The 17,756-nt window shown below is 62.1% G+C and carries 13 protein-coding genes; 9 read left to right on the top strand and 4 right to left on the bottom strand.

Going from position 1 to position 17,756, the window contains the following annotated elements; translation table 11 throughout:
• Positions 1-11: 11 nt before the first annotated feature.
• The 3 genes from P3T40_RS07650 to P3T40_RS07640 form a co-directional block, all read right to left on the bottom strand.
• Positions 12-1,415, bottom strand: a complete 1,404-nt coding sequence (locus P3T40_RS07650; RefSeq protein ID WP_429267085.1) for an L-lactate MFS transporter — start codon at positions 1,413-1,415, stop codon at positions 12-14.
• A gap of 444 nt (positions 1,416-1,859) precedes the next feature.
• Positions 1,860-3,248 carry a heavy metal sensor histidine kinase gene (locus P3T40_RS07645; RefSeq protein ID WP_429267084.1) on the bottom strand — a complete coding sequence of 463 codons (1,389 nt, stop codon included), beginning with the start codon at positions 3,246-3,248 and terminating at the stop codon, positions 1,860-1,862.
• Positions 3,248-3,922 carry a heavy metal response regulator transcription factor gene (locus tag P3T40_RS07640; protein ID WP_429267083.1) on the bottom strand — a complete coding sequence of 225 codons (675 nt, stop codon included), beginning with the start codon at positions 3,920-3,922 and terminating at the stop codon, positions 3,248-3,250. Before P3T40_RS07640 ends, P3T40_RS07645 begins: the two co-directional genes overlap by 1 nt.
• A gap of 171 nt (positions 3,923-4,093) precedes the next feature.
• Between P3T40_RS07640 and P3T40_RS07635 the strand changes: the two genes are divergently transcribed.
• The 9 genes from P3T40_RS07635 (at position 4,094) to P3T40_RS07595 (ending at position 16,587) form a co-directional block, all read left to right on the top strand.
• Positions 4,094-7,348 carry an efflux RND transporter permease subunit gene (locus tag P3T40_RS07635; RefSeq protein WP_429267082.1) on the top strand — a complete coding sequence of 1,085 codons (3,255 nt, stop codon included), beginning with the start codon at positions 4,094-4,096 and terminating at the stop codon, positions 7,346-7,348.
• A 14-nt stretch (positions 7,349-7,362) separates the two neighbouring features.
• A complete protein-coding gene (locus P3T40_RS07630; RefSeq protein ID WP_429267081.1) occupies positions 7,363-8,589 on the top strand; it encodes an efflux RND transporter periplasmic adaptor subunit in 1,227 nt (408 codons plus the stop codon).
• A complete protein-coding gene (locus tag P3T40_RS07625) occupies positions 8,586-10,106 on the top strand; it encodes an efflux transporter outer membrane subunit (RefSeq protein ID WP_429267080.1) in 1,521 nt (506 codons plus the stop codon). Before P3T40_RS07630 ends, P3T40_RS07625 begins: the two co-directional genes overlap by 4 nt.
• Positions 10,107-10,286: 180 nt before the next feature.
• A complete protein-coding gene (locus P3T40_RS07620; RefSeq protein WP_429267079.1) occupies positions 10,287-10,547 on the top strand; it encodes a hypothetical protein in 261 nt (86 codons plus the stop codon).
• A complete protein-coding gene (locus tag P3T40_RS07615; RefSeq protein ID WP_429267078.1) occupies positions 10,525-11,244 on the top strand; it encodes a GntR family transcriptional regulator in 720 nt (239 codons plus the stop codon). Before P3T40_RS07620 ends, P3T40_RS07615 begins: the two co-directional genes overlap by 23 nt.
• Positions 11,245-11,699: 455 nt before the next feature.
• A complete protein-coding gene (locus tag P3T40_RS07610; protein WP_429267077.1) occupies positions 11,700-13,463 on the top strand; it encodes a thiamine pyrophosphate-binding protein in 1,764 nt (587 codons plus the stop codon).
• A 26-nt stretch (positions 13,464-13,489) separates the two neighbouring features.
• A complete protein-coding gene (gene frc, locus P3T40_RS07605) occupies positions 13,490-14,737 on the top strand; it encodes a formyl-CoA transferase (RefSeq protein ID WP_429267076.1) in 1,248 nt (415 codons plus the stop codon).
• 17 nt (positions 14,738-14,754) lie between these two features.
• On the top strand, positions 14,755-15,573 hold the full coding sequence (locus tag P3T40_RS07600) for a fumarylacetoacetate hydrolase family protein (protein WP_429267075.1): 819 nt from the start codon (positions 14,755-14,757) through the stop codon (positions 15,571-15,573).
• A 36-nt stretch (positions 15,574-15,609) separates the two neighbouring features.
• Entirely contained in the window at positions 15,610-16,587 is a 978-nt protein-coding gene (locus tag P3T40_RS07595; protein WP_429267074.1) for an NAD(P)(+) transhydrogenase (Re/Si-specific) subunit beta, read from the top strand.
• 26 nt (positions 16,588-16,613) lie between these two features.
• Here the strand turns inward: P3T40_RS07595 and P3T40_RS07590 are convergent, their stop codons facing one another.
• Complete coding sequence (locus P3T40_RS07590; RefSeq protein ID WP_429267073.1) at positions 16,614-17,561, bottom strand: LysR family transcriptional regulator; 948 nt, start codon at positions 17,559-17,561, stop codon at positions 16,614-16,616.
• Positions 17,562-17,756: the final 195 nt, after the last annotated feature.

The following is a 17,756-nucleotide window of genomic DNA, read 5'->3' as shown; positions in this document are numbered from 1 at the left end:
ATCAGTTTCCTTTATTGGCCGCTCTTGAGTTGCGCATCGCTCATGTGATGCTTGTCGTCCACGCGTTTGACCAGCAGGTTGCAAACAAAACCGACGACCAGCAGGACCGCCATGATGTGCACTGTCATCGTGTACGCGTCTGCCTTGGCGACGCCATGTGCCACTTCATAGGCGCGGATGTAATTCACCAGCACCGGTCCGGCCACGCCCGCCGCTGCCCATGCCGTCAACAGTCGGCCATGAATACCGCCGACGAAAGCCGTGCCGAACATATCCGCCAGATAGGCGGGTACCGTCGCGAAGCCCCCGCCGTACATCGACAGGATCACGCAGTAGGCAAGCACAAATAGCGCGATTTGCCCCGACGCGGCAAACCCCGGAACGAAGTAGTACAGCACGGCACCTAGCACGAAGAAGATGAAGTAGGTGTTCTTGCGGCCAATCCAGTCGGACGCAGAAGCCCACACAAAGCGTCCGCCCATGTTGAAGAGCGACAGCAGTCCGACGAAGCCCGCCGCCGACGCGGCCGTCACCGTGTTCTTGAAACTCTCCTGAATCATCACCGACGCCTGGCCGAGAATGCCGATGCCCGCCGTCACGTTCAGAAACAGCACAAGCCAGATGAGATAGAACTGCGGCGTCTTCAACGCCTGATCGATGTGCACGTGATTGCGAGAGATCATCTTGTTCTGGTTGCCGACGGGCGGCGTCCAGCCGGCCGGCTTCCAGTCGGCGGGCGGCACGCGGATCGCGAGCGCGCCGATCGACATCGAAATGAAGTACGCAATGCCCAGCACTACGAAGGTTTCCGCAACACCGTTGCCGGTTGCACTGCGGAAGTGATTCATCAGCGCTACCGACAGCGGGGCGGCAATCATCGCGCCGCCGCCGAAGCCCATGATCGCCATGCCGGTTGCCATGCCGCGACGGTCGGGGAACCAGCGGATCAGCGTGGAGACTGGGGACACATAGCCGAGCCCAAGGCCGATGCCGCCGATCACGCCATAGCCGAGATAGAGCAACACGATCTGGTGCATCCAGACCCCGAGCGCCGAAACCAGAAAGCCGCCGCCGAAACAGCACGCGGCGGTAAACATCGTGCGGCGCGGACCCACCCGCTCGAGCCATTTGCCGGCGAACGCCGCTGACAAACCGAGGCATACGATCGCCAGCGAAAAGATCCAGCCGAGCGTCGTGAGCGACCAGTCGTCCGGCGCGGATTGCGTGATGCCGATCACCTTCGTGAGCGGTCCGTTGAACACCGAGAACGCGTACGCCTGGCCAATACACAGATGCACGGCGAGGGCGGCGGGCGGCACCATCCAGCGTGAAAAGCCCGGGCCTGCGACGGTAGCCTGTTTGGAAAAGAAGGGGGCAGAGCCTGACTTCCCCCTAGGCTCGGTAATGCTGCTCATGGTGCGTCTCCGTTTGCGTGTCTTGTTTGTTATCGGCACTTACCTGCCAAGGCTTGAAAGCCTTGGCGTGACAGGGCACGTTGACCCCGTCGCCCCATATATGCTCTCCAATTTCATATTGATTAGAGATGCATATAACGCTTATGTCGTCAGTCACACGATAGGTGGCGTCGATTGCGTTGGCAATATGAGATAGGAATGCATAAGGTGTTCGCCTGGTATTGGACCGGCGTGAGATCAGGCGCCGGCTCGCCCGCGTTTGGCAGTGCAACTAAAACGCAAAATGCGGCGCAGGACGGTATTCGGAGAGGGCGTTGGCGGCGCATTCAAACACCGTCTCGCCGCTCCGCGCAGCGCGATTCTGCACTGCAGCATCGATTTTCTAGAAGCGGCTAGATGGTCGGTCGTCAGCACCACATCGAATTGACGCGGCCTATCGGATGCTCAGCGCGGTGGAAAGTGCAAATGGAACTGCGTGGCGGCCGCGTCGCTCTCGACGCTGGCGCTGCCGCCGTGCAGTTCCATGATGGTCCGCACGATGGCGAGTCCGAGCCCGGTCGAGCCGGCTGAATTGCTGCGCGACCCGTCGACGCGATAGAAGCGGTCGAAGAGCCGTGACAGGTGCTCCGGCGGGATCGGCGTGCCGGGATTGGCGACCGTGACAGTGACGCCATCGGTAGTCCCATGTGCCGTGATGGACACCGTCTTGCCTCGCGGGGTATAGCGCAACGCGTTCGCCAGCAGATTGCTGACGGCGCGACGAAACAGCTCGACGTCCGCATGCAACTGACCGCTCGCCATGACGCGAATCGCAATGCCTGCGTCGTCCGCGATGCCTTCGAAGTATTCGGCTACGCGCTGGATTTCGTCTCGCACCGAAAAGTCGGCGGCCGTCGTCACGTATTGGGGATTGTCGGCGCGGGCGAGAAACAGCACGTTTTCGACCATCCGCGACAAACGCTCGCACTCTTCGATATTCGATACCAGCACGGCTTGATACTCGTCGGCCGAGCGTGAGCGCGCGAGCGCCACTTCGCTCGCCCCGCGCATATTGCCAAGCGGCGTGCGCAGGTCGTGCGCGAGATCGGACGTAAATTGCGAGAGCCGCTCGAAGCCGATCTCGATGCGCGCGAGCATCGAATTCAGCGCGTCGACCAGCGCCTCGAGTTCGCGCGGTACACGCCCGGACGGAATGCGCGTATCGAGTTTGCCCACCGTCACGTGCGCGGCGCTGCCGGCAATGTCGCGCAGCGGACGCAGCGACGTGCGCACCGCGAGATAGCCTAACGCTGCCGCTGCAAGCAACGCGCACAGCGTCGTGAGGTAGAGCGTGTCGCGGTAGAGGGCGAGCAGCGCCTCACGATCGCTCATCTCGCGCCCGACCACGGCATGAACGACGGAGCCGTCACCCAGTGCAATATCCGTGGCGATACCGCGCATGGTCAGGCCATCGGCGCTGTGCCATTCCTGCACGTCGTGCTCGAAAATCCGGTTCGGCGCTTTCACTTTTTGCAGATCGCCAATCGCAAAGTGCGAGGGATTGCGTTCGAGCAGCACGTGACCGTCCGAGTCCTGCACTCTCAGGAAAAAGGCCTGATTGCCGATTACCAGGCTATCGAGCCGGGACTCATGAAGCGTAATGCCTTGCGGCGAATCGAGTTCGCTTGTCAAGCGCCGCAGACGCTGGGCCGTCAGCACCAGATCGAAATTGTCCTGGGCGCGAATCTGCTGGGCCAGCGTGTGATACAGCACGCCACCGCCCACGCCAAACACCAACACGGTGATCAGCGCAAACCAGGTGGCCAGCCGCGCGGTCAACGAGAACCGCCGCATCACGCGTCCTTTACTTCGAGCACGTAGCCGACGCCGCGCACCGTGTGCACCAGTTTCACCGGATAGTTGTCGTCAATCTTCGCGCGCAGCCGGCGGATCGCGACGTCGACGACGTTGGTGTCGCTATCGAAGTTCATATCCCACACATACGAGGCGATCTGCGTGCGGCTCAGCACTTCGCCGCTGCGCCGCGCCAGCAGATGCAGCAGCGCGAATTCGCGCGGCGTGAGGTCGATGCGTTGGCCCGCGCGTCGCACCTTGCGCTGGCTCGCGTTGATCTCGAGGTCGCCGATGCTGAGCGTATCGCTCTCGCGAGCCTGGCCGCGGCGCGCCAGCGTGCGCACCCGGGCAAGCAGTTCGACGAACGCGAACGGCTTGATCAGATAATCGTCAGCGCCCAGTTCGAGGCCGCGCACGCGGTCTTCGATCTCGTCGCGTGCGGTCAGAAACAGCACCGGCGTGTCCTTGCGGCCACGCAATTGCTGCAGCACCTGCCAGCCGTCCATGCCCGGCAGCATGACATCGAGGACGATTACGTCGTGCGACTCCTCCAGCGCAGCGTGCAGGCCGTCGACCCCGTTGCGCGCCAGGTCCACCACAAAGCCGGATTCTTCGAGGCCCTTCTTCAGATATTCGCCGGCCTTCGGTTCGTCTTCGATTACGAGGATTTTCATCGCAGTCGCCTTCCATCGGATTGCCATCGGGTTGAACCCGGCGGATGCCTTTGATGATACCTGCGCGAGGCGCCGCGGTTCATTACGAGTTTGTCATCCAGGCGCAATCCCGACGCAAAACCCCGCTCACTAGACTGCGGCCATTGCTCCCCTCCAGGCGTCGTCTTCATCATGTGGATCGTCAAAGTCGCTCTTCGCCGCCCGTACACGTTTATCGTGCTGGCGCTGCTGCTCCTGATCATCGGGCCGCTGATGATCGTGCGCACCCCTGTCGATATTTTTCCGAACATCAATATCCCGGTGATCAGCATCGTATGGAGCTACAACGGGATGACGTCTGAGGATATGGCGCATCGCATCATCTCGCCATATGAGCGCGCCCTGACCTCCGATGTTGGCGATATCGAGCACATCGAATCACAGTCGCTCAACGGCGTGGCCGTCGTCAAGGTGTTCTTCCATCCCGGTGCGGACATTACGCGAGCCGAGACGGAAGCGTCGACGAGCGCCGAGTCGTTGCTGAAGATCATGCCGCCCGGCACGCTGCCGCCAATGGTGCTGGCGTTCAACGCGTCGACCGTGCCGATCATGGAACTGGCGCTGTCGAGCAAGACCCTGCCTGAACAGACGCTTTACGACCTCGGCAACAACTTCATTCGCACGCAATTGGCCACCGTGCAAGGCGCCGCAGTGCCGATTCCGTACGGCGGCAAGGTTCGCCAGATCATGGTCGATATCGATCCGCAGGCGATGCAGGCCCACCACGTGACACCGAGCGAGGTGGTCAATGCGGTCAACGCGCAGAACCTGGTGTTGCCGGGCGGCACGGCGAAGATCGGCACGTTCGAGTACAACGTGAACATGAACGGCGCGGCGCTTTCGGTGGCAGAACTTAACAACATGCCGATCCGCACCCAACCCGACGGCACGGTGACCTATGTGCACGACGTCGCGACCGTGCGCGACGGCTATGCGCCGCAGACCAACATCGTGCGCCATGACGGGCAACGCGCCGCGTTGCTCGAAGTGGAAAAGAGCGGCAGCGTCTCGACGCTCGATATCATTTCCAACATCAAGAGCCTGTTGCCGCGGATTCGCTCACAGATGCCAACAGCCCTCAATATCCAGACCGTCACGGACGAGTCGGTGTTCGTCAAGGCGGCGGTGCAGGGCGTGATTCGCGAAGGCCTGATTGCTGCCGGCCTGACGGCGGTGATGATCCTGCTGTTTCTCGGCAGCTGGCGAGCCACGCTGATCATTGCGGTCTCGATTCCGCTGGCCATGATCTCGTCACTGATCATGTTGTCGGTGCTCGGCCAGACGATCAACATCATGACGCTCGGCGGTCTGGCGTTGGCGGTGGGGATTCTGGTCGACGACGCGACGGTTGCGATCGAGAACATGACGCATCACATCGAGCAAGGACAGCCGTTACTGCAGGCGATCCTTGAAGGCTCCGGCGAGATTGCTGTGCCGACCTTGATCTCGACGCTATCGATCTGCATCGTGTTCGTGCCGATGTTGTTGCTGTCGGGCGTGGCCCGTTATCTGTTCACGCCGCTCGCCGAAGCCGTGGTGTTCGCGATGCTCGCGTCGTATTTCCTGTCGCGCACACTGGTGCCGACGCTGGCGATGTATCTGCTGCGCGGCGCCCATCAGTCGGGTGAGGAGGGTACTCAGCCGGGTACTCAGCCGGGTACTCAGCCGGCGCGGCCGGCGAACCGTTTTGTGCGCTTCCAGCAAGCCTTCGAAAGGCGCTTCGAAGCGCTGCGCAGCCGCTACGAGCGGCTGCTGCAAGGCGCGCTCGCTGCACCGCGGCGTTTTATCGCGGGCTTCCTGATTGTGTGCATCGGCTCGCTTGCACTGCTGCCATTGCTCGGCCGCGACTTCTTTCCGCAAATCGACTCGGGGCAAATTCGCTTGCATATGCGGGCGAAGACCGGCACGCGCATCGAACAGACCGCGCGTCTTGCCGACGAAATCGAGAACAGCATCCGCACGGTGATCCCGGCAAACGAGTTGATGACCATCGTCGACAACATCGGCCTGCCGACCAGCGGCATCAACCTGTCGTATAGCAGTTCCGCGCCGATCGGCACCGCCGATGCCGACATCCTGATCACGCTGAACGAGAAACACAAACCGACCGCGCAGTATGTGGTGAAGCTACGCCAAATGCTCGGCGAGAAGTTCCCCGCGGTCACGTTCTCGTTCCTGCCGGCCGATATGGTGAGTCAGATCCTCAACTTCGGGCTGCCGGCGCCAATTGACATTCAGGTGGTGGGCAACAACCTCGACGACAACCGCGCGTTTGCCGATACGTTGCTGAACCAGTTGCGCAACGTCAAAGGGCTCGTCGATCTGCGCATCCAGCAGCCGGACGATCAACCGGCGATCGCGGTCGATGTGGACCGTACCAAGGCGCTGCAAGCGGGTCTGCAGCAGCAGGACGTGGCGCGTAGTCTGCTGATTGCGCTGTCCGGCAGTTCGCAGACCTCGCCGAACTTCTGGCTCAATCCGCAGAACGGGGTGAGCTATCCCGTGATGACGGAGATTCCGCAGTACGACGTCAACTCGCTGCAGGCTCTGGCCAATATTCCGCTCGCCGCGACGTTCACGCCGGGCACCGGCGGCTCGGGCAGCAACGCGGGCGGGGTCGACGGGATTCTCGGCTCGCTCGGCACGTTCTCGCGCACGACGCAGCAGGCGGTGGTGACGCACTACAACGTGCAACCGGTGATCGATATCTACGGCTCGGTGCAGGGACGCGATCTGGGCGGCGTGGCATCGGACGTGACGCGTATCGTCGACGCCGCTAAAGCGAATTTGCCGCGCGGTGCCCGCGTGGTGATTCGCGGTCAGGTCCAGACCATGGAGAGCTCGTTCAGCGGCCTCGCAACGGGCATCGCGTTCGCGGTGCTGCTCGTGTACCTGCTGATGGTGATCAATTTCCAGTCGTGGATCGATCCGCTGGTGATCATCTGCGGTCTGCCGGGTGCCATGGCCGGCATCGTCTGGATGCTGTTCCTGACTCACACGACGCTGAGCGTGCCCGCATTGACGGGCGCCATGATGTGTATCGGCGTGGCGACGGCTAACAGCATTCTGGTGGTGAGCTTTGCACGCGAGCGGCTGGCGCAAGGCATGGCGCCACTGCAGGCGGCCCTGGCGGCAGGCGCCGGGCGCTTCCGTCCGGTGCTGATGACGGCGCTCGCCATGATGATCGGCATGGTGCCGATGGCCCTCGGCATGGGCGACGGCGGTGAGCAGAATGCGCCACTCGGCCGCGCCGTCATCGGCGGCCTGATGATCGGCACGGTCGCGACGCTGATGTTCCTGCCGGTTGTGTTCTCGCTGGTGCATGCGTGGCTCGCGAAGCGCGAGCCACGTGGTCTGACGCAAGCCGAACTCGATCTTCTGAAATAAACGGAGTACGCCGCATGTCCACTCAATCTCCCCAGTCCGCGCCGGACGTCCAGCCCGCTCCACAGCGCCGGAGCGGCGCCGTGCGTGTCGTCTTGATCGCAGCGGGCTTTACCGTCTTGCTGACCGTGGGCATCGTGCCGCGGCTCGATGCGCGTGCCGCGCTGCAACAGCAGACCGCGGCGCTCGCGGTACCCACGGTTCAGGTCACGCTGCCCACCATCGCGCCGCCCGACCAGACGCTGGTGTTGCCGGGCGATATCGAGGCGTATCAGCAGACGCCGATTTTCGCGCGTACCAACGGTTATCTGAAGGCCTGGTACGCGGATATCGGCACCCACGTGAAAGCCGGGCAACTGCTGGCAACCATCGACGCGCCCGAGGTGGACGCCGCGCTGCGCCAGGCGCGCGCCGACGAGCAACAGGCGCAGGCGAACGATCAGTTTGCCCAGGTGAGCGCGACACGCTGGCAGCAACTGGTGCAGACGCACGCAGTCTCGCAGCAGGATACGGATATGAAAGACAGCGATGCGCAGGCGAAGCACGCGGCGCTGCTCGCGGCGCAATCGAATGTGGCCCGCCTCGCGCAAATGCAGTCCTATGAGAAGGTCTATGCGCCGTTCGACGGCGTGATTACGGCGCGCAACATCGACGTCGGCGCGTTGATCGATGCGGGTAGCGTCGGCGGTCCCGCCAGAGAGATGTTCGATCTGGCGCAAACGGGCGTGCTGCGTGTGTACGCCGATGTGCCGCAGAACAATGCAAGTGCCTCGCTCGACGGCACGTCGGCCTGCCTCGAAGTCTCGCAAGTCGCGGGGACTTGTCTGCCGGGAACAGTGGCGCGCAACGCGGGGGCCATTAATGCCGTCACGCGCACGCTGCGCATCGAAGTTGACGTGCCCAACAAGGATGGAGCGGTGCTGCCGGGGTCGTATGGGCAAGTGCGTCTGTCAGTGAAAGCGGCACAGCCGGGATTGTCGCTGCCGGTGAACACGTTGCTGTATCGGCCGGAGGGTTTGCAGGTCGCCACCGTCGACGCGGAACATAAGGTGCTGCTGAAGACCATCAAACCCGGCCGCGACTTCGGCACGCGTATCGAAGTGGCCTCAGGGCTTGCCGCGACCGACCGGGTGATCCTCAATCCGTCCGACTCGATTACCAATGGTCAAGCCGTGCGGGTTTCTACGAGCGCCACTGCCGGCTCGTCGACAGCGCCAGCAAACGGCGCAGGGAGCCGGTCATGAAGACAAGGCCGCTTGACCTTAAGCCGCTGCACGGGGTTCGCTCGCTGCTGCTCGGCGCCGTCTGCGCGGCGAGTGTGTTGGGCGTGGCGGGCTGCTCGATCGGGCCTGACTATGTGCGTCCCTCCGTGACGGTGCCCGCAGCCTTTAAGGAAAATGGCGGGGCCGCGGCCACCGGCAGCGGCGCGCTCTCGACCACCGCCGGCAAGCCCACTCCTGCACCGGCACGAGCCACCCTTGGCTGGACTAGCGCCACGCCCGCGGATACAGACTCGCGCGGCGAATGGTGGACCCGCTTCGGCGATCCGCAACTGAACACACTCGAAGCAAGCGTGAGCGTCTCGAACCAGACCATCCAGAAGGCCGTTGCGCAGCTCCAGGAAGCGCGCGCGATGGTCGAATCCGCCCATGCCGCGTACTTGCCGACGGTCGGCGTGGAGGCGGACGGGAGCCGCCTGCACGATTCACAATACCTGTTCGGTCATCAGCAGACCGCCGGCAAGTCGTACAACGACTATGCCGTCGCGCTCGATGCGAGTTGGGAGCCCGATCTGTGGGGCAAAATCGCGCACGAGAATGACGCCGCGCGGGCTGGTGCGCAAGCAAGCGCCGCCGATCTGGAGAGCGTGCGGCTTGGCGTGCACGCCGAACTCGCGGTCGATTACTTCAACCTGCGCGGACTCGATGCCTCGAAGCAGTTGCTTGACCAGACCATCGCCGACTATCAGCAGACGCTCGACCTGACCAAAAGCCGCTTCACGGTCGGAGTATCGTCGCAGTCGGACGTCACCCAGGCCGAGACGCAACTGCAGGCGACCGAGGCGCAGGATATCGACCTGGGCGTCGCCCGGGCGCAATACGAGCACGCCATCGCCACGCTGACCGGCGTTCCTGCATCGACGTTCACGTTACCGCCCGCCACAGCGGACTTCACACCGCCGGCGATCCCCGTGGGACTGCCCTCCGAACTGCTGCAGCGCCGGCCCGATATTGCCGCCGCGGAGCGGCTGGCGGCAGCAGCCAATGACCAGATCGGCATCGCCGAGTCCGCGTTTTTCCCCGATCTGGTGCTGTCGGCCACCGGGGGCCTTGAGAGTTCGTCGCTGACGAACTGGCTCACCGCGCCGGCGCGCATGTGGACCATCGGACCGGCGCTGGTCGGCACATTGTTCGACGGCGGCCGGCGGCGTGCGATGACCGAGAAGGCTCGGGCGCAATACGATGCCAGCGCGGCCGACTATCGCCAAACCGTCCTGACAGCCTTCCAGGAGGTCGAAGACAACCTGGCGTCATTGCGCATCTTGCAGCAGGAGGCCAGCAAGCAGGACGAAGCGGTCGCATCGGCCAAAAAGACCTTGCAGCTTGAGTTAGACCAGTACAGGATCGGTACCGTAGGCTATCTGGAGGTGGTCACCGCGCAGAGCACGGCGTTGGCGAACGAGCGCACCGCTGTCGACCTGGAGCGCCGCCAGATGGACGCGAGTGTGTTGTTGGTCAAGGCGCTCGGAGGAATCTGGTGAGCCGCTGACGCCGCGCGGGGCCGTACGTTCGCCGCAGCCGATACGTCGCCATAGTTCTACGGTCAAAAAACCATCGAAGACCAGCAAACAGGATTGATATACTACATACGGAATATTGATATTTGCGGCGATGCAGCATATCATCGGACGATCTGCAGATTCAATCATTCGGAGTTGCAAATGGAGTTTGTTCCTCTGGCCCTGCTTGCCATTGCCGTCGTAGGTTTGGGTTCGGCCGCCACCGTGTTGTTGGCCCAATGGATTCCGCAGCCGGTTGCAGCACTGGCAGCGCAACATGGACGTTTCGTTGGGCTGGGCGAGCAGGACAGCGCGGCCACGCCCGGTGCGTCTTATGATGTTCACCCGGCCGGAAATCCCGGTACCCAGGTGGTTGCACGTGTTCAACAAGAGGCGATGAATGTCGTCAGAACTTCAAACTGAAGCAGTGGCCACCCCTCTCACACTGTCGTTGCAGCCCATCGGCGCGAGCGCGAGCTTGCGCGATCAGGCTTATGCGATGCTGCGCCAGGCCATTGCCGACGCGGACATCTATCAGTCGCGCGAGGAGATTCGCCTCGACGAGCGCGTGCTGAGCGAGTCACTTGGCGTCAGCCGGACACCGGTGCGCGAAGCGATGACGCTGCTCGAACAGGAAGGCTTTCTGCGCATGGTGCCGCGTCGCGGGATCTACATCGTGCGCAAGAGCAAGCGCGAAATTGTCGAGATGATCCAGATGTGGGCCGCCCTCGAAAGCATGGCGGCACGGCTAGCCACGCTGCACGCCACGGACCAGGAGATCGCCAAGCTACGCCATATGTTCGACAATTTCCAGGACACGACGCCCGCCGAGCACATTGCCGAGTACTCGGACGCGAACATCGCGTTCCATCAGGCGATTGTCGAGTTGTCGAAGTCGCAGATCATTCTCGATACGATCAAGAACATCTTCATCCACGTGCGAGCCATCCGCCGGATGACGATCTCGCAAAGCGACCGCGCGTCGCGTTCGATCGTCGACCATCTGCGCATCATCGAGGCGCTCGAGAAACGCGATACCGAACTGGCGGAGCGGCTCACGCGCCAGCACTCGCTGGATCTCGCGACCTTCGTCGAAGCGAATTGCGACTTCCTGGATTGAGCGGCTGGTAGCTGCTTCTAATGCGTAAGTAAGGCCAGTGGTGGCGACACCGCTGGCCTTTCGCATTGGCGCGCGTATCGCCATTCGCCTGGTATTCCTGATTAATTCGCGTCTCTCGTCTGTAACGCCGCAGCTCGCCGCGATGCGCAACAGATCTTCCTTGACGTTCTTAAAAATATAGTATGTGATATATCAAGACACAAGGATTGGACGGCGTATCAGTGTTTTCCCTTGGAAAGTCCTCGTCTGAAGCCCAATTTCCCCTCGAAATCGCCTCCAGGCAAGCCTCAAGAGCACTAATCTCGCGTTAATCCTTACGTGCAATTTACACTTGATCGAATGTGATATATCACATACCGTATGGACCAGAGCCTGCCAGACTCCCCAGCGAGGAGTCATAGAAGCGGCCGCGTCCGTCGAGCAACGCTGAACAACCGATTGACCAGGAGACGACCATGTCTGCAGTTGTTTCATCCGTCAACCCCACCACGGGCAGCACGACGGCCGAAGACACGCTCAAGCAGAAGGCCCGCAATGCCGGTGTTGTCTCTGGCGGCCATCTGGTCGCGAGGGCGCTGAAAAACGAAGGGGTCGATACGATCTTCACGCTGTGCGGCGGTCATATCATCGATATCTACGATGGCTGCGTCGACGAGGGGATTCGTATCATCGACGTGCGCCACGAGCAGGTCGCGGCGCATGCGGCGGACGGCTATGCGCGGCAAACCGGCAAGCTGGGGTGTGTGGTAACGACGGCGGGCCCCGGTTGTATGAACGCGGTTACCGGCATTGCCACGGCATTCCGTTCGGAAAGCCCGATCCTGCATATCGGCGGTCAAGGGGCGCTGACGCAGCACAAGATGGGCTCGCTGCAGGATCTGCCTCACGTGGACATCATGGCGCCGATCACCAAGTTCGCGGCCAGCGTACCGAGCACTGAGCGGGTGGCGGACATGATTTCGATGGCGGCGCGCGAATGCGTCAACGGCGCGCCGGGGCCTGCGTACCTGGAAATTCCGCGCGACGTGCTCGATCGCGAAATCGAACTGACGCGGGCCGTGGTGCCGCAAGCCGGCCACTATCGCGCGTCGACGAAATCGATCGGCGACCCCCGCGACATCGAAAAACTGGCGGACATCCTCGTCAATTCCGAACGTCCGGCCATCCTGTACGGGCAGCAGGTGTGGACCGCGCGCGGTCATGAAGAAGCGGTGGCGCTGTTGCGCGGACTCGATATCCCCGGTTACTTCAACGGTGCGAGCCGCGGCCTGTTGCCGCCGGGCGATCCGCACCATTTCGACCGAACACGCTCACAGGCATTTGCGAACGCCGACGTATTGATTGTCGTTGGGACTCCTTTCGACTTCAGAATGGGCTACGGCAAGCGTATCGGCAAGGAACTGAAGCTGGTGCAGATCGATATGGACTATCGCACGGTGGGCAAGAACCGTGACATCGACCTCGGCATGGTCGGCGACCCCGGAGCAATTCTCGCTGCGGTATTGCAAGCGGCGAGCGGACGCCTGAAGGACAACAAACGCCAGGCGCGCCGCAAATGGATGGCGCAGTTGCAGGACGCCGAAGCCACCGCGACCGAAAAGCTGATGCCGTTGTTCAAGTCGACCAACACGCCGATTCACCCGTATCGCGTCGCCTACGAACTTAACGAGTTTCTCTCTGACGATACCGTCTACATCGGCGACGGCGGCGACGTGGTCACGATCTCTGCGCAGGCGGTGCGGCCGCGCCGCCCGGGGCAATGGATGGATCCTGGCGCGCTCGGCTCGCTCGGTGTCGGCACCGGCTTTGCACTCGCTGCGAAGCTTGCGCATCCGCACAAGGAAGTGCTGTGCTATTACGGCGACGGTTCGTTCGGCATGACCGCCTTCGACATGGAAACCGCCAACCGCTTCGGCGCGCCATACCTGGCCGTCATAGGCAACAACTCGGCGATGAACCAGATCCGCTACGGCCAGCTTGCGAAGTACGGCGAGGAGCGCGGTAACGTCGGCAATCTGTTGAGCGACGTGCCGTTCGGCAAGTTCGCGGAGATGCTCGGCGGCTATGGCGAAGAAGTGCGCGATCCGGCCGCCATTGCCGGCGCGTTGCAACGCGCTCGCGAAGCGATTCATCGTACCGGACGCTCGGCGGTGGTGAACATCTGGGTCGACCCGCGCGAATACGCGCCGGGCACCAAAAACCAGACCATGTACAAGTAAAACGGCCGCACCCTAAGGAGATAGGCATGGCTAAAGCACTCGACGGCGTACGCATCCTCGATTTCACGCATGTGCAATCGGGTCCGACGTGCACGCAATTGCTGGCGTGGTTCGGCGCAGACGTGATCAAGGTGGAGCGGGCCGGCGCAGGCGATATCACGCGCGAGCAACTGCGCGACATTCCGGACGCGGACAGCCTCTACTTCACGATGCTCAATCACAACAAGCGCTCGGTGACGATCGACACGAAGAATCCGGAGGGCAAGCAGGTGCTCGAAGCGCTGATCCAGAAATGCGATGTGCTGGTGGAGAACTTCGCACCGGGCGCGCTTGACCGGATGGGTTTCACCTGGGAGCGCATCCAGGAACTCAATCCGCGCATGATCGTGGCGTCCGTCAAGGGCTTTGGTCCGGGTCCCTACGAAGACTGCAAGGTGTACGAGAACGTCGCCCAGTGCGCCGGTGGTGCAGCCTCGACCACGGGCTTCGACGACGGTCCGCCGGTTGTGACCGGCGCTCAGATCGGCGATAGCGGCACCGGTTTGCATCTGGCGCTGGGGATCGTGACGGCGCTCTATCAGCGCACCCAGACCGGCCGCGGTCAAAAGGTACTCGCAGCGATGCAGGACGGCGTGCTGAATCTGTGCCGGGTGAAACTGCGCGATCAACAACGACTGGATCGTACTGGCGTCATGAAGGAGTACCCACAGTATCCCAACGGCACCTTCAGCGAGGCGGTGCCACGTGCCGGCAATGCGTCGGGCGGCGGACAGCCTGGCTGGATCCTGAAGTGCAAGGGCTGGGAGGCAGACCCGAACGCCTACATCTATTTCATTGCCCAGGCGCCGGTGTGGACGAAGATCTGCAACGTGATCGGCAAGGAAGAATGGACTACCGACCCCGACTACGCAACACCTGCCGCACGCTTGCCGCGCCTTAAGGAAATTTTCGCGGAGATCGAGCGCTGGACCATGACCCGGACCAAGTTCGAGGCCATGGAGATCCTCAACCAATACGATATTCCGTGCGGCCCGATCCTGTCGATGAAGGAACTGGCCGAAGAACCCTCACTGCGCAAGACCGGAACGATCGTCGAAGTGGATCACCCGGTGCGCGGCAAATATCTGACGGTTGGCAATCCTATCAAACTGTCGGACAGTCCGACGGATGTCAAGCGCTCGCCGCTGCTGGGTGAGCATACGGATGAAGTGATGGCCGAGCTCGGCTATTCGCGCGACCAGATCAGCGCGTTGCGCGCGGTTGGCGCGATCTGATGACCAGGGAGCGAACTGTGGATACGTGGATGCGTTTCATGTCGAGCGATGGCGGGATCGTGTTTGGCCGTGTCGAAGGTGGTTATCTGCACGAGTACGAAAGCCTCGACCAGCGGGTGCCGACCGGCGCGGTTCTGTCGACGCGGGCCTTGACGCCGCTCGCACCTTGCGCGCCCGGAACGGTCATCGCGCTCTGGAACAACTATCACGCGCTGGCCGCGAAACTCGACAAGCCGGTGCCGGCGCATCCGTTGTTCCTGCTCAAGCCCGCGGGTTCGGTAATAGGTGACGGCGCAACCATACGACGACCGGTGAGTTACGCGGGCAAGATCGTCTACGAGGGCGAACTCGGCATCGTGATTGGACGACGCTGCCGCAACGCGAATCTGGCCGACGCGGCGGCGTCGATCTTCGGCTACACGATCGTCAACGACGTCACCGCGGCCGACCTGATCAACGAAAATCCGCACTTTCCGCAATGGTGCCGCGCCAAGGGCTTCGACACGTTTTGCTGTCTCGGACCGGCCATCGTCTCGGGCTTCGACTGGCAAGCGGGCAGCGTGGTCACGATGCTCGATGGCGTGGAGCGGCAGAACTACCCACTGGCCGACATGGTGTTTTCGCCGGCGGAGCAGGTCAGCCTGATCTCGCAGGATCTCACGCTGGAGCCGGGTGATGTGATCGCTTGCGGGACGTCACTAGGCGTCGGTTCGATCAAGGATGGCGCGACAGTGACGGTCACGATCGCGGGCATCGGCACTTTGAGCAATACGCTCGAAGCGACGCGGGAAATCGAGGCCGTTGCGGCAGCACGCACCGCAGCGAACGCCGTCTGAACGGGACCGCAGCCAAGCAAGCATGAGGGGACGCGCATGCCGGATTTACGAGGCAATACCGTGTGGGTGGCTGCGAGCTTCTTGCTTTCCATCCTGCTAGCTGTGGTGCTGGCAGGCGTCGCGCAACTGGTGAGCACATCGCGTTGCGAGGAGGAAAGCCAGCGTACGCCATGGCGTTCCATGGTCACGACTGCCATGTTGACTGGATTGCTGGCTGCGGGCATGGGCGTGGCTGCCGCGAGCATTGCGGCCGCCATCGCTGGTGCGGCACTCGGCGCGCGCTTCGCGTGGCGGCATGATTTTCGAGCCAGGCCGCAGCACGTTGCGTTACGCGGCAGCGGCGTAGGGATGGCCGCGATGCTGGGTGGCTTCGCGCGCTATCTGTCGTCGACGTCCTGCGGGGAGTGGGCGTGCATCGAGGTGTATGTCGCGGTATTTATCGGCGCGTTGCTCTTTGCTGTCTCGGCGACGGCCTGGTGCATCTCGCGCGGCTGGCTTATTGCGCAAGGGGTCGTGCATCCGGGTACCGGCGTGGTCAATCTGACGGCGATCCTGCTCTGCGTCTGGATGGGCTACGGCTTCGTGACCGAACATGCGCAACCGTTCGGGCTGGCCGTGCTGCTGGCGCTGAGCCTGCTCGCGACCGCCTTGGGCGCCCATCTGATGATAAACGCGGGCACCGCCCGTGGACGCTATGCGTTCGCCGGAGGGTTGGGTCAGCGTTCGATGGTCCGCTGTGGCGTTGTGCAGCGCCGCGGTGTACTCAATGTGCTGGAAGGCTTCGAATGGCCTGACGATCACATGCCTGCGCTGTTCGACGACGACTTCGCGCAGTCGTGGTCGCCGCTTGACGACTCGCATCGTGTGGCTGAGGCGCTACGCGTCGGCACTTGTCGCTGTGACCGCAGCGTCGGTCACTCGGTAACGCGGGGCGAGCGCCACGGTTGTCACGAGCGGCAAAGAAATCGCGGGGTATCGCGGTCCCAGCGAAACCGCAGGCCAAGGTCGCAATAGTTAGAGTTTTATTGGAAATCCATAGCCTATTGCTTATGAACGCTCAGCTCCTTGACACGCGTGATTCTCTCGATGAGAGGGGCGCCTTCCTCCATCAGGAAGCGTTTGAAGGCCACCGCAACGGGCGGCAGGCGTTTGTTGCGACGATGCACGACATACCAGTTGAGCATGACGGGGAAGGTTTCGACATCAAGCACCACAAGATTGCCCACCTGCAATTCCAGACTGATGGTATGCGCGGACAGAAACGCGATGCCCATGCCGGCAATCACGGCCTGCTTGATTGTCTCGGTGCTCTTGATCTCCATGGCGATCTTGAGGTTGGTGAGGCGGCCGGCAAACCCTTCCTCCATCGAATTCCACGTGTCCGAACCGCGCTCGCGAACGATAAAGGCTTCGTTCGCCAGTTGACTCATCTTGATGTTGCGCTTGTGCGCGAGCGGATGGCTCGGCGCGGCGACGATCACATACGGGTGCGGGGCAAACGGTTCGTTGGTCGCGTCCATCTCGTGCGGCGGACGTACCATGACCGCGAGGTCGGTCTGGTTGGTGGAGAGTTGATGCAACAGTTCCTCGCGGTTATGCACCGCCAGATTCAGCACGACGCCCGCATAGCGACGCGTGAACTCGGCCAGCAGGCGCGGAAAGAAGTAGTCGCCCGCGCTGATGACTGCGACATTCAGCTTGCCCCCAGAGACGCCCTTCAACTGACTCATCGCTTCGTCCACTTCGTGGAACTGCTGGATGATCGCACGGCTGTAGTGGAGCATCTCGGTGCCGGCAGGCGTCAGGTAAATTTTCTTGCCGAGCTGCTCGAAGAGCGGCAGCCCCGCGTGCTCCTCGAGTTGGCGTACCTGAGTGGAGACGGCCGGCTGGGTCAAATGCAGTTCCTCGGCTGCACGCGAGAAACTCAGATGGCGCGCCACCGTCTCGAAGACCTTCAATTGCCGCAGTGTCGCGTTTCTCATCGTCATGGCCGATGTATAAACGAATGTGAATCAACATAATAACAAACTTTAATTATTCGTAATTCAGCAATGACCCTAGCATGGATTCAGATAAAGAAGCAGATTGGAGAGGAGCGACTACCGGGTTAACGCGCGGAGCGAGGCCCTATATGGAAAGGGTTAACGCCGATCGTGCGGAAGCGAACCGATTTATCTAACTAA

Origin of the sequence: Paraburkholderia sp. EB58, from assembly GCF_050436665.1 — a bacterium.
Lineage (GTDB): Bacteria > Pseudomonadota > Gammaproteobacteria > Burkholderiales > Burkholderiaceae > Paraburkholderia.
The sequence above is the reverse complement of the archived record's forward strand: the minus strand, read 5'-3'. Positions and strand labels throughout refer to the sequence as shown.

Bases quoted from the DNA above. Each gene is read 5' to 3' on its own strand.
- P3T40_RS07650 (WP_429267085.1), bottom strand. From the start codon at position 1,415: ATGAGCAGCATTACCGAGCCTAGGGGGAAGTCAGGCTCTGCCCCCTTC.
- P3T40_RS07645 (WP_429267084.1), bottom strand. From the start codon at position 3,248: ATGCGGCGGTTCTCGTTGACCGCGCGGCTGGCCACCTGGTTTGCGCTG.
- P3T40_RS07640 (WP_429267083.1), bottom strand. From the start codon at position 3,922: ATGAAAATCCTCGTAATCGAAGACGAACCGAAGGCCGGCGAATATCTG.
- P3T40_RS07635 (WP_429267082.1), top strand. From the start codon at position 4,094: ATGTGGATCGTCAAAGTCGCTCTTCGCCGCCCGTACACGTTTATCGTG.
- P3T40_RS07630 (WP_429267081.1), top strand. From the start codon at position 7,363: ATGTCCACTCAATCTCCCCAGTCCGCGCCGGACGTCCAGCCCGCTCCA.
- P3T40_RS07625 (WP_429267080.1), top strand. From the start codon at position 8,586: ATGAAGACAAGGCCGCTTGACCTTAAGCCGCTGCACGGGGTTCGCTCG.
- P3T40_RS07620 (WP_429267079.1), top strand. From the start codon at position 10,287: ATGGAGTTTGTTCCTCTGGCCCTGCTTGCCATTGCCGTCGTAGGTTTG.
- P3T40_RS07615 (WP_429267078.1), top strand. From the start codon at position 10,525: ATGTCGTCAGAACTTCAAACTGAAGCAGTGGCCACCCCTCTCACACTG.
- P3T40_RS07610 (WP_429267077.1), top strand. From the start codon at position 11,700: ATGTCTGCAGTTGTTTCATCCGTCAACCCCACCACGGGCAGCACGACG.
- frc (WP_429267076.1), top strand. From the start codon at position 13,490: ATGGCTAAAGCACTCGACGGCGTACGCATCCTCGATTTCACGCATGTG.
- P3T40_RS07595 (WP_429267074.1), top strand. From the start codon at position 15,610: ATGCCGGATTTACGAGGCAATACCGTGTGGGTGGCTGCGAGCTTCTTG.
- P3T40_RS07590 (WP_429267073.1), bottom strand. From the start codon at position 17,561: ATGACGATGAGAAACGCGACACTGCGGCAATTGAAGGTCTTCGAGACG.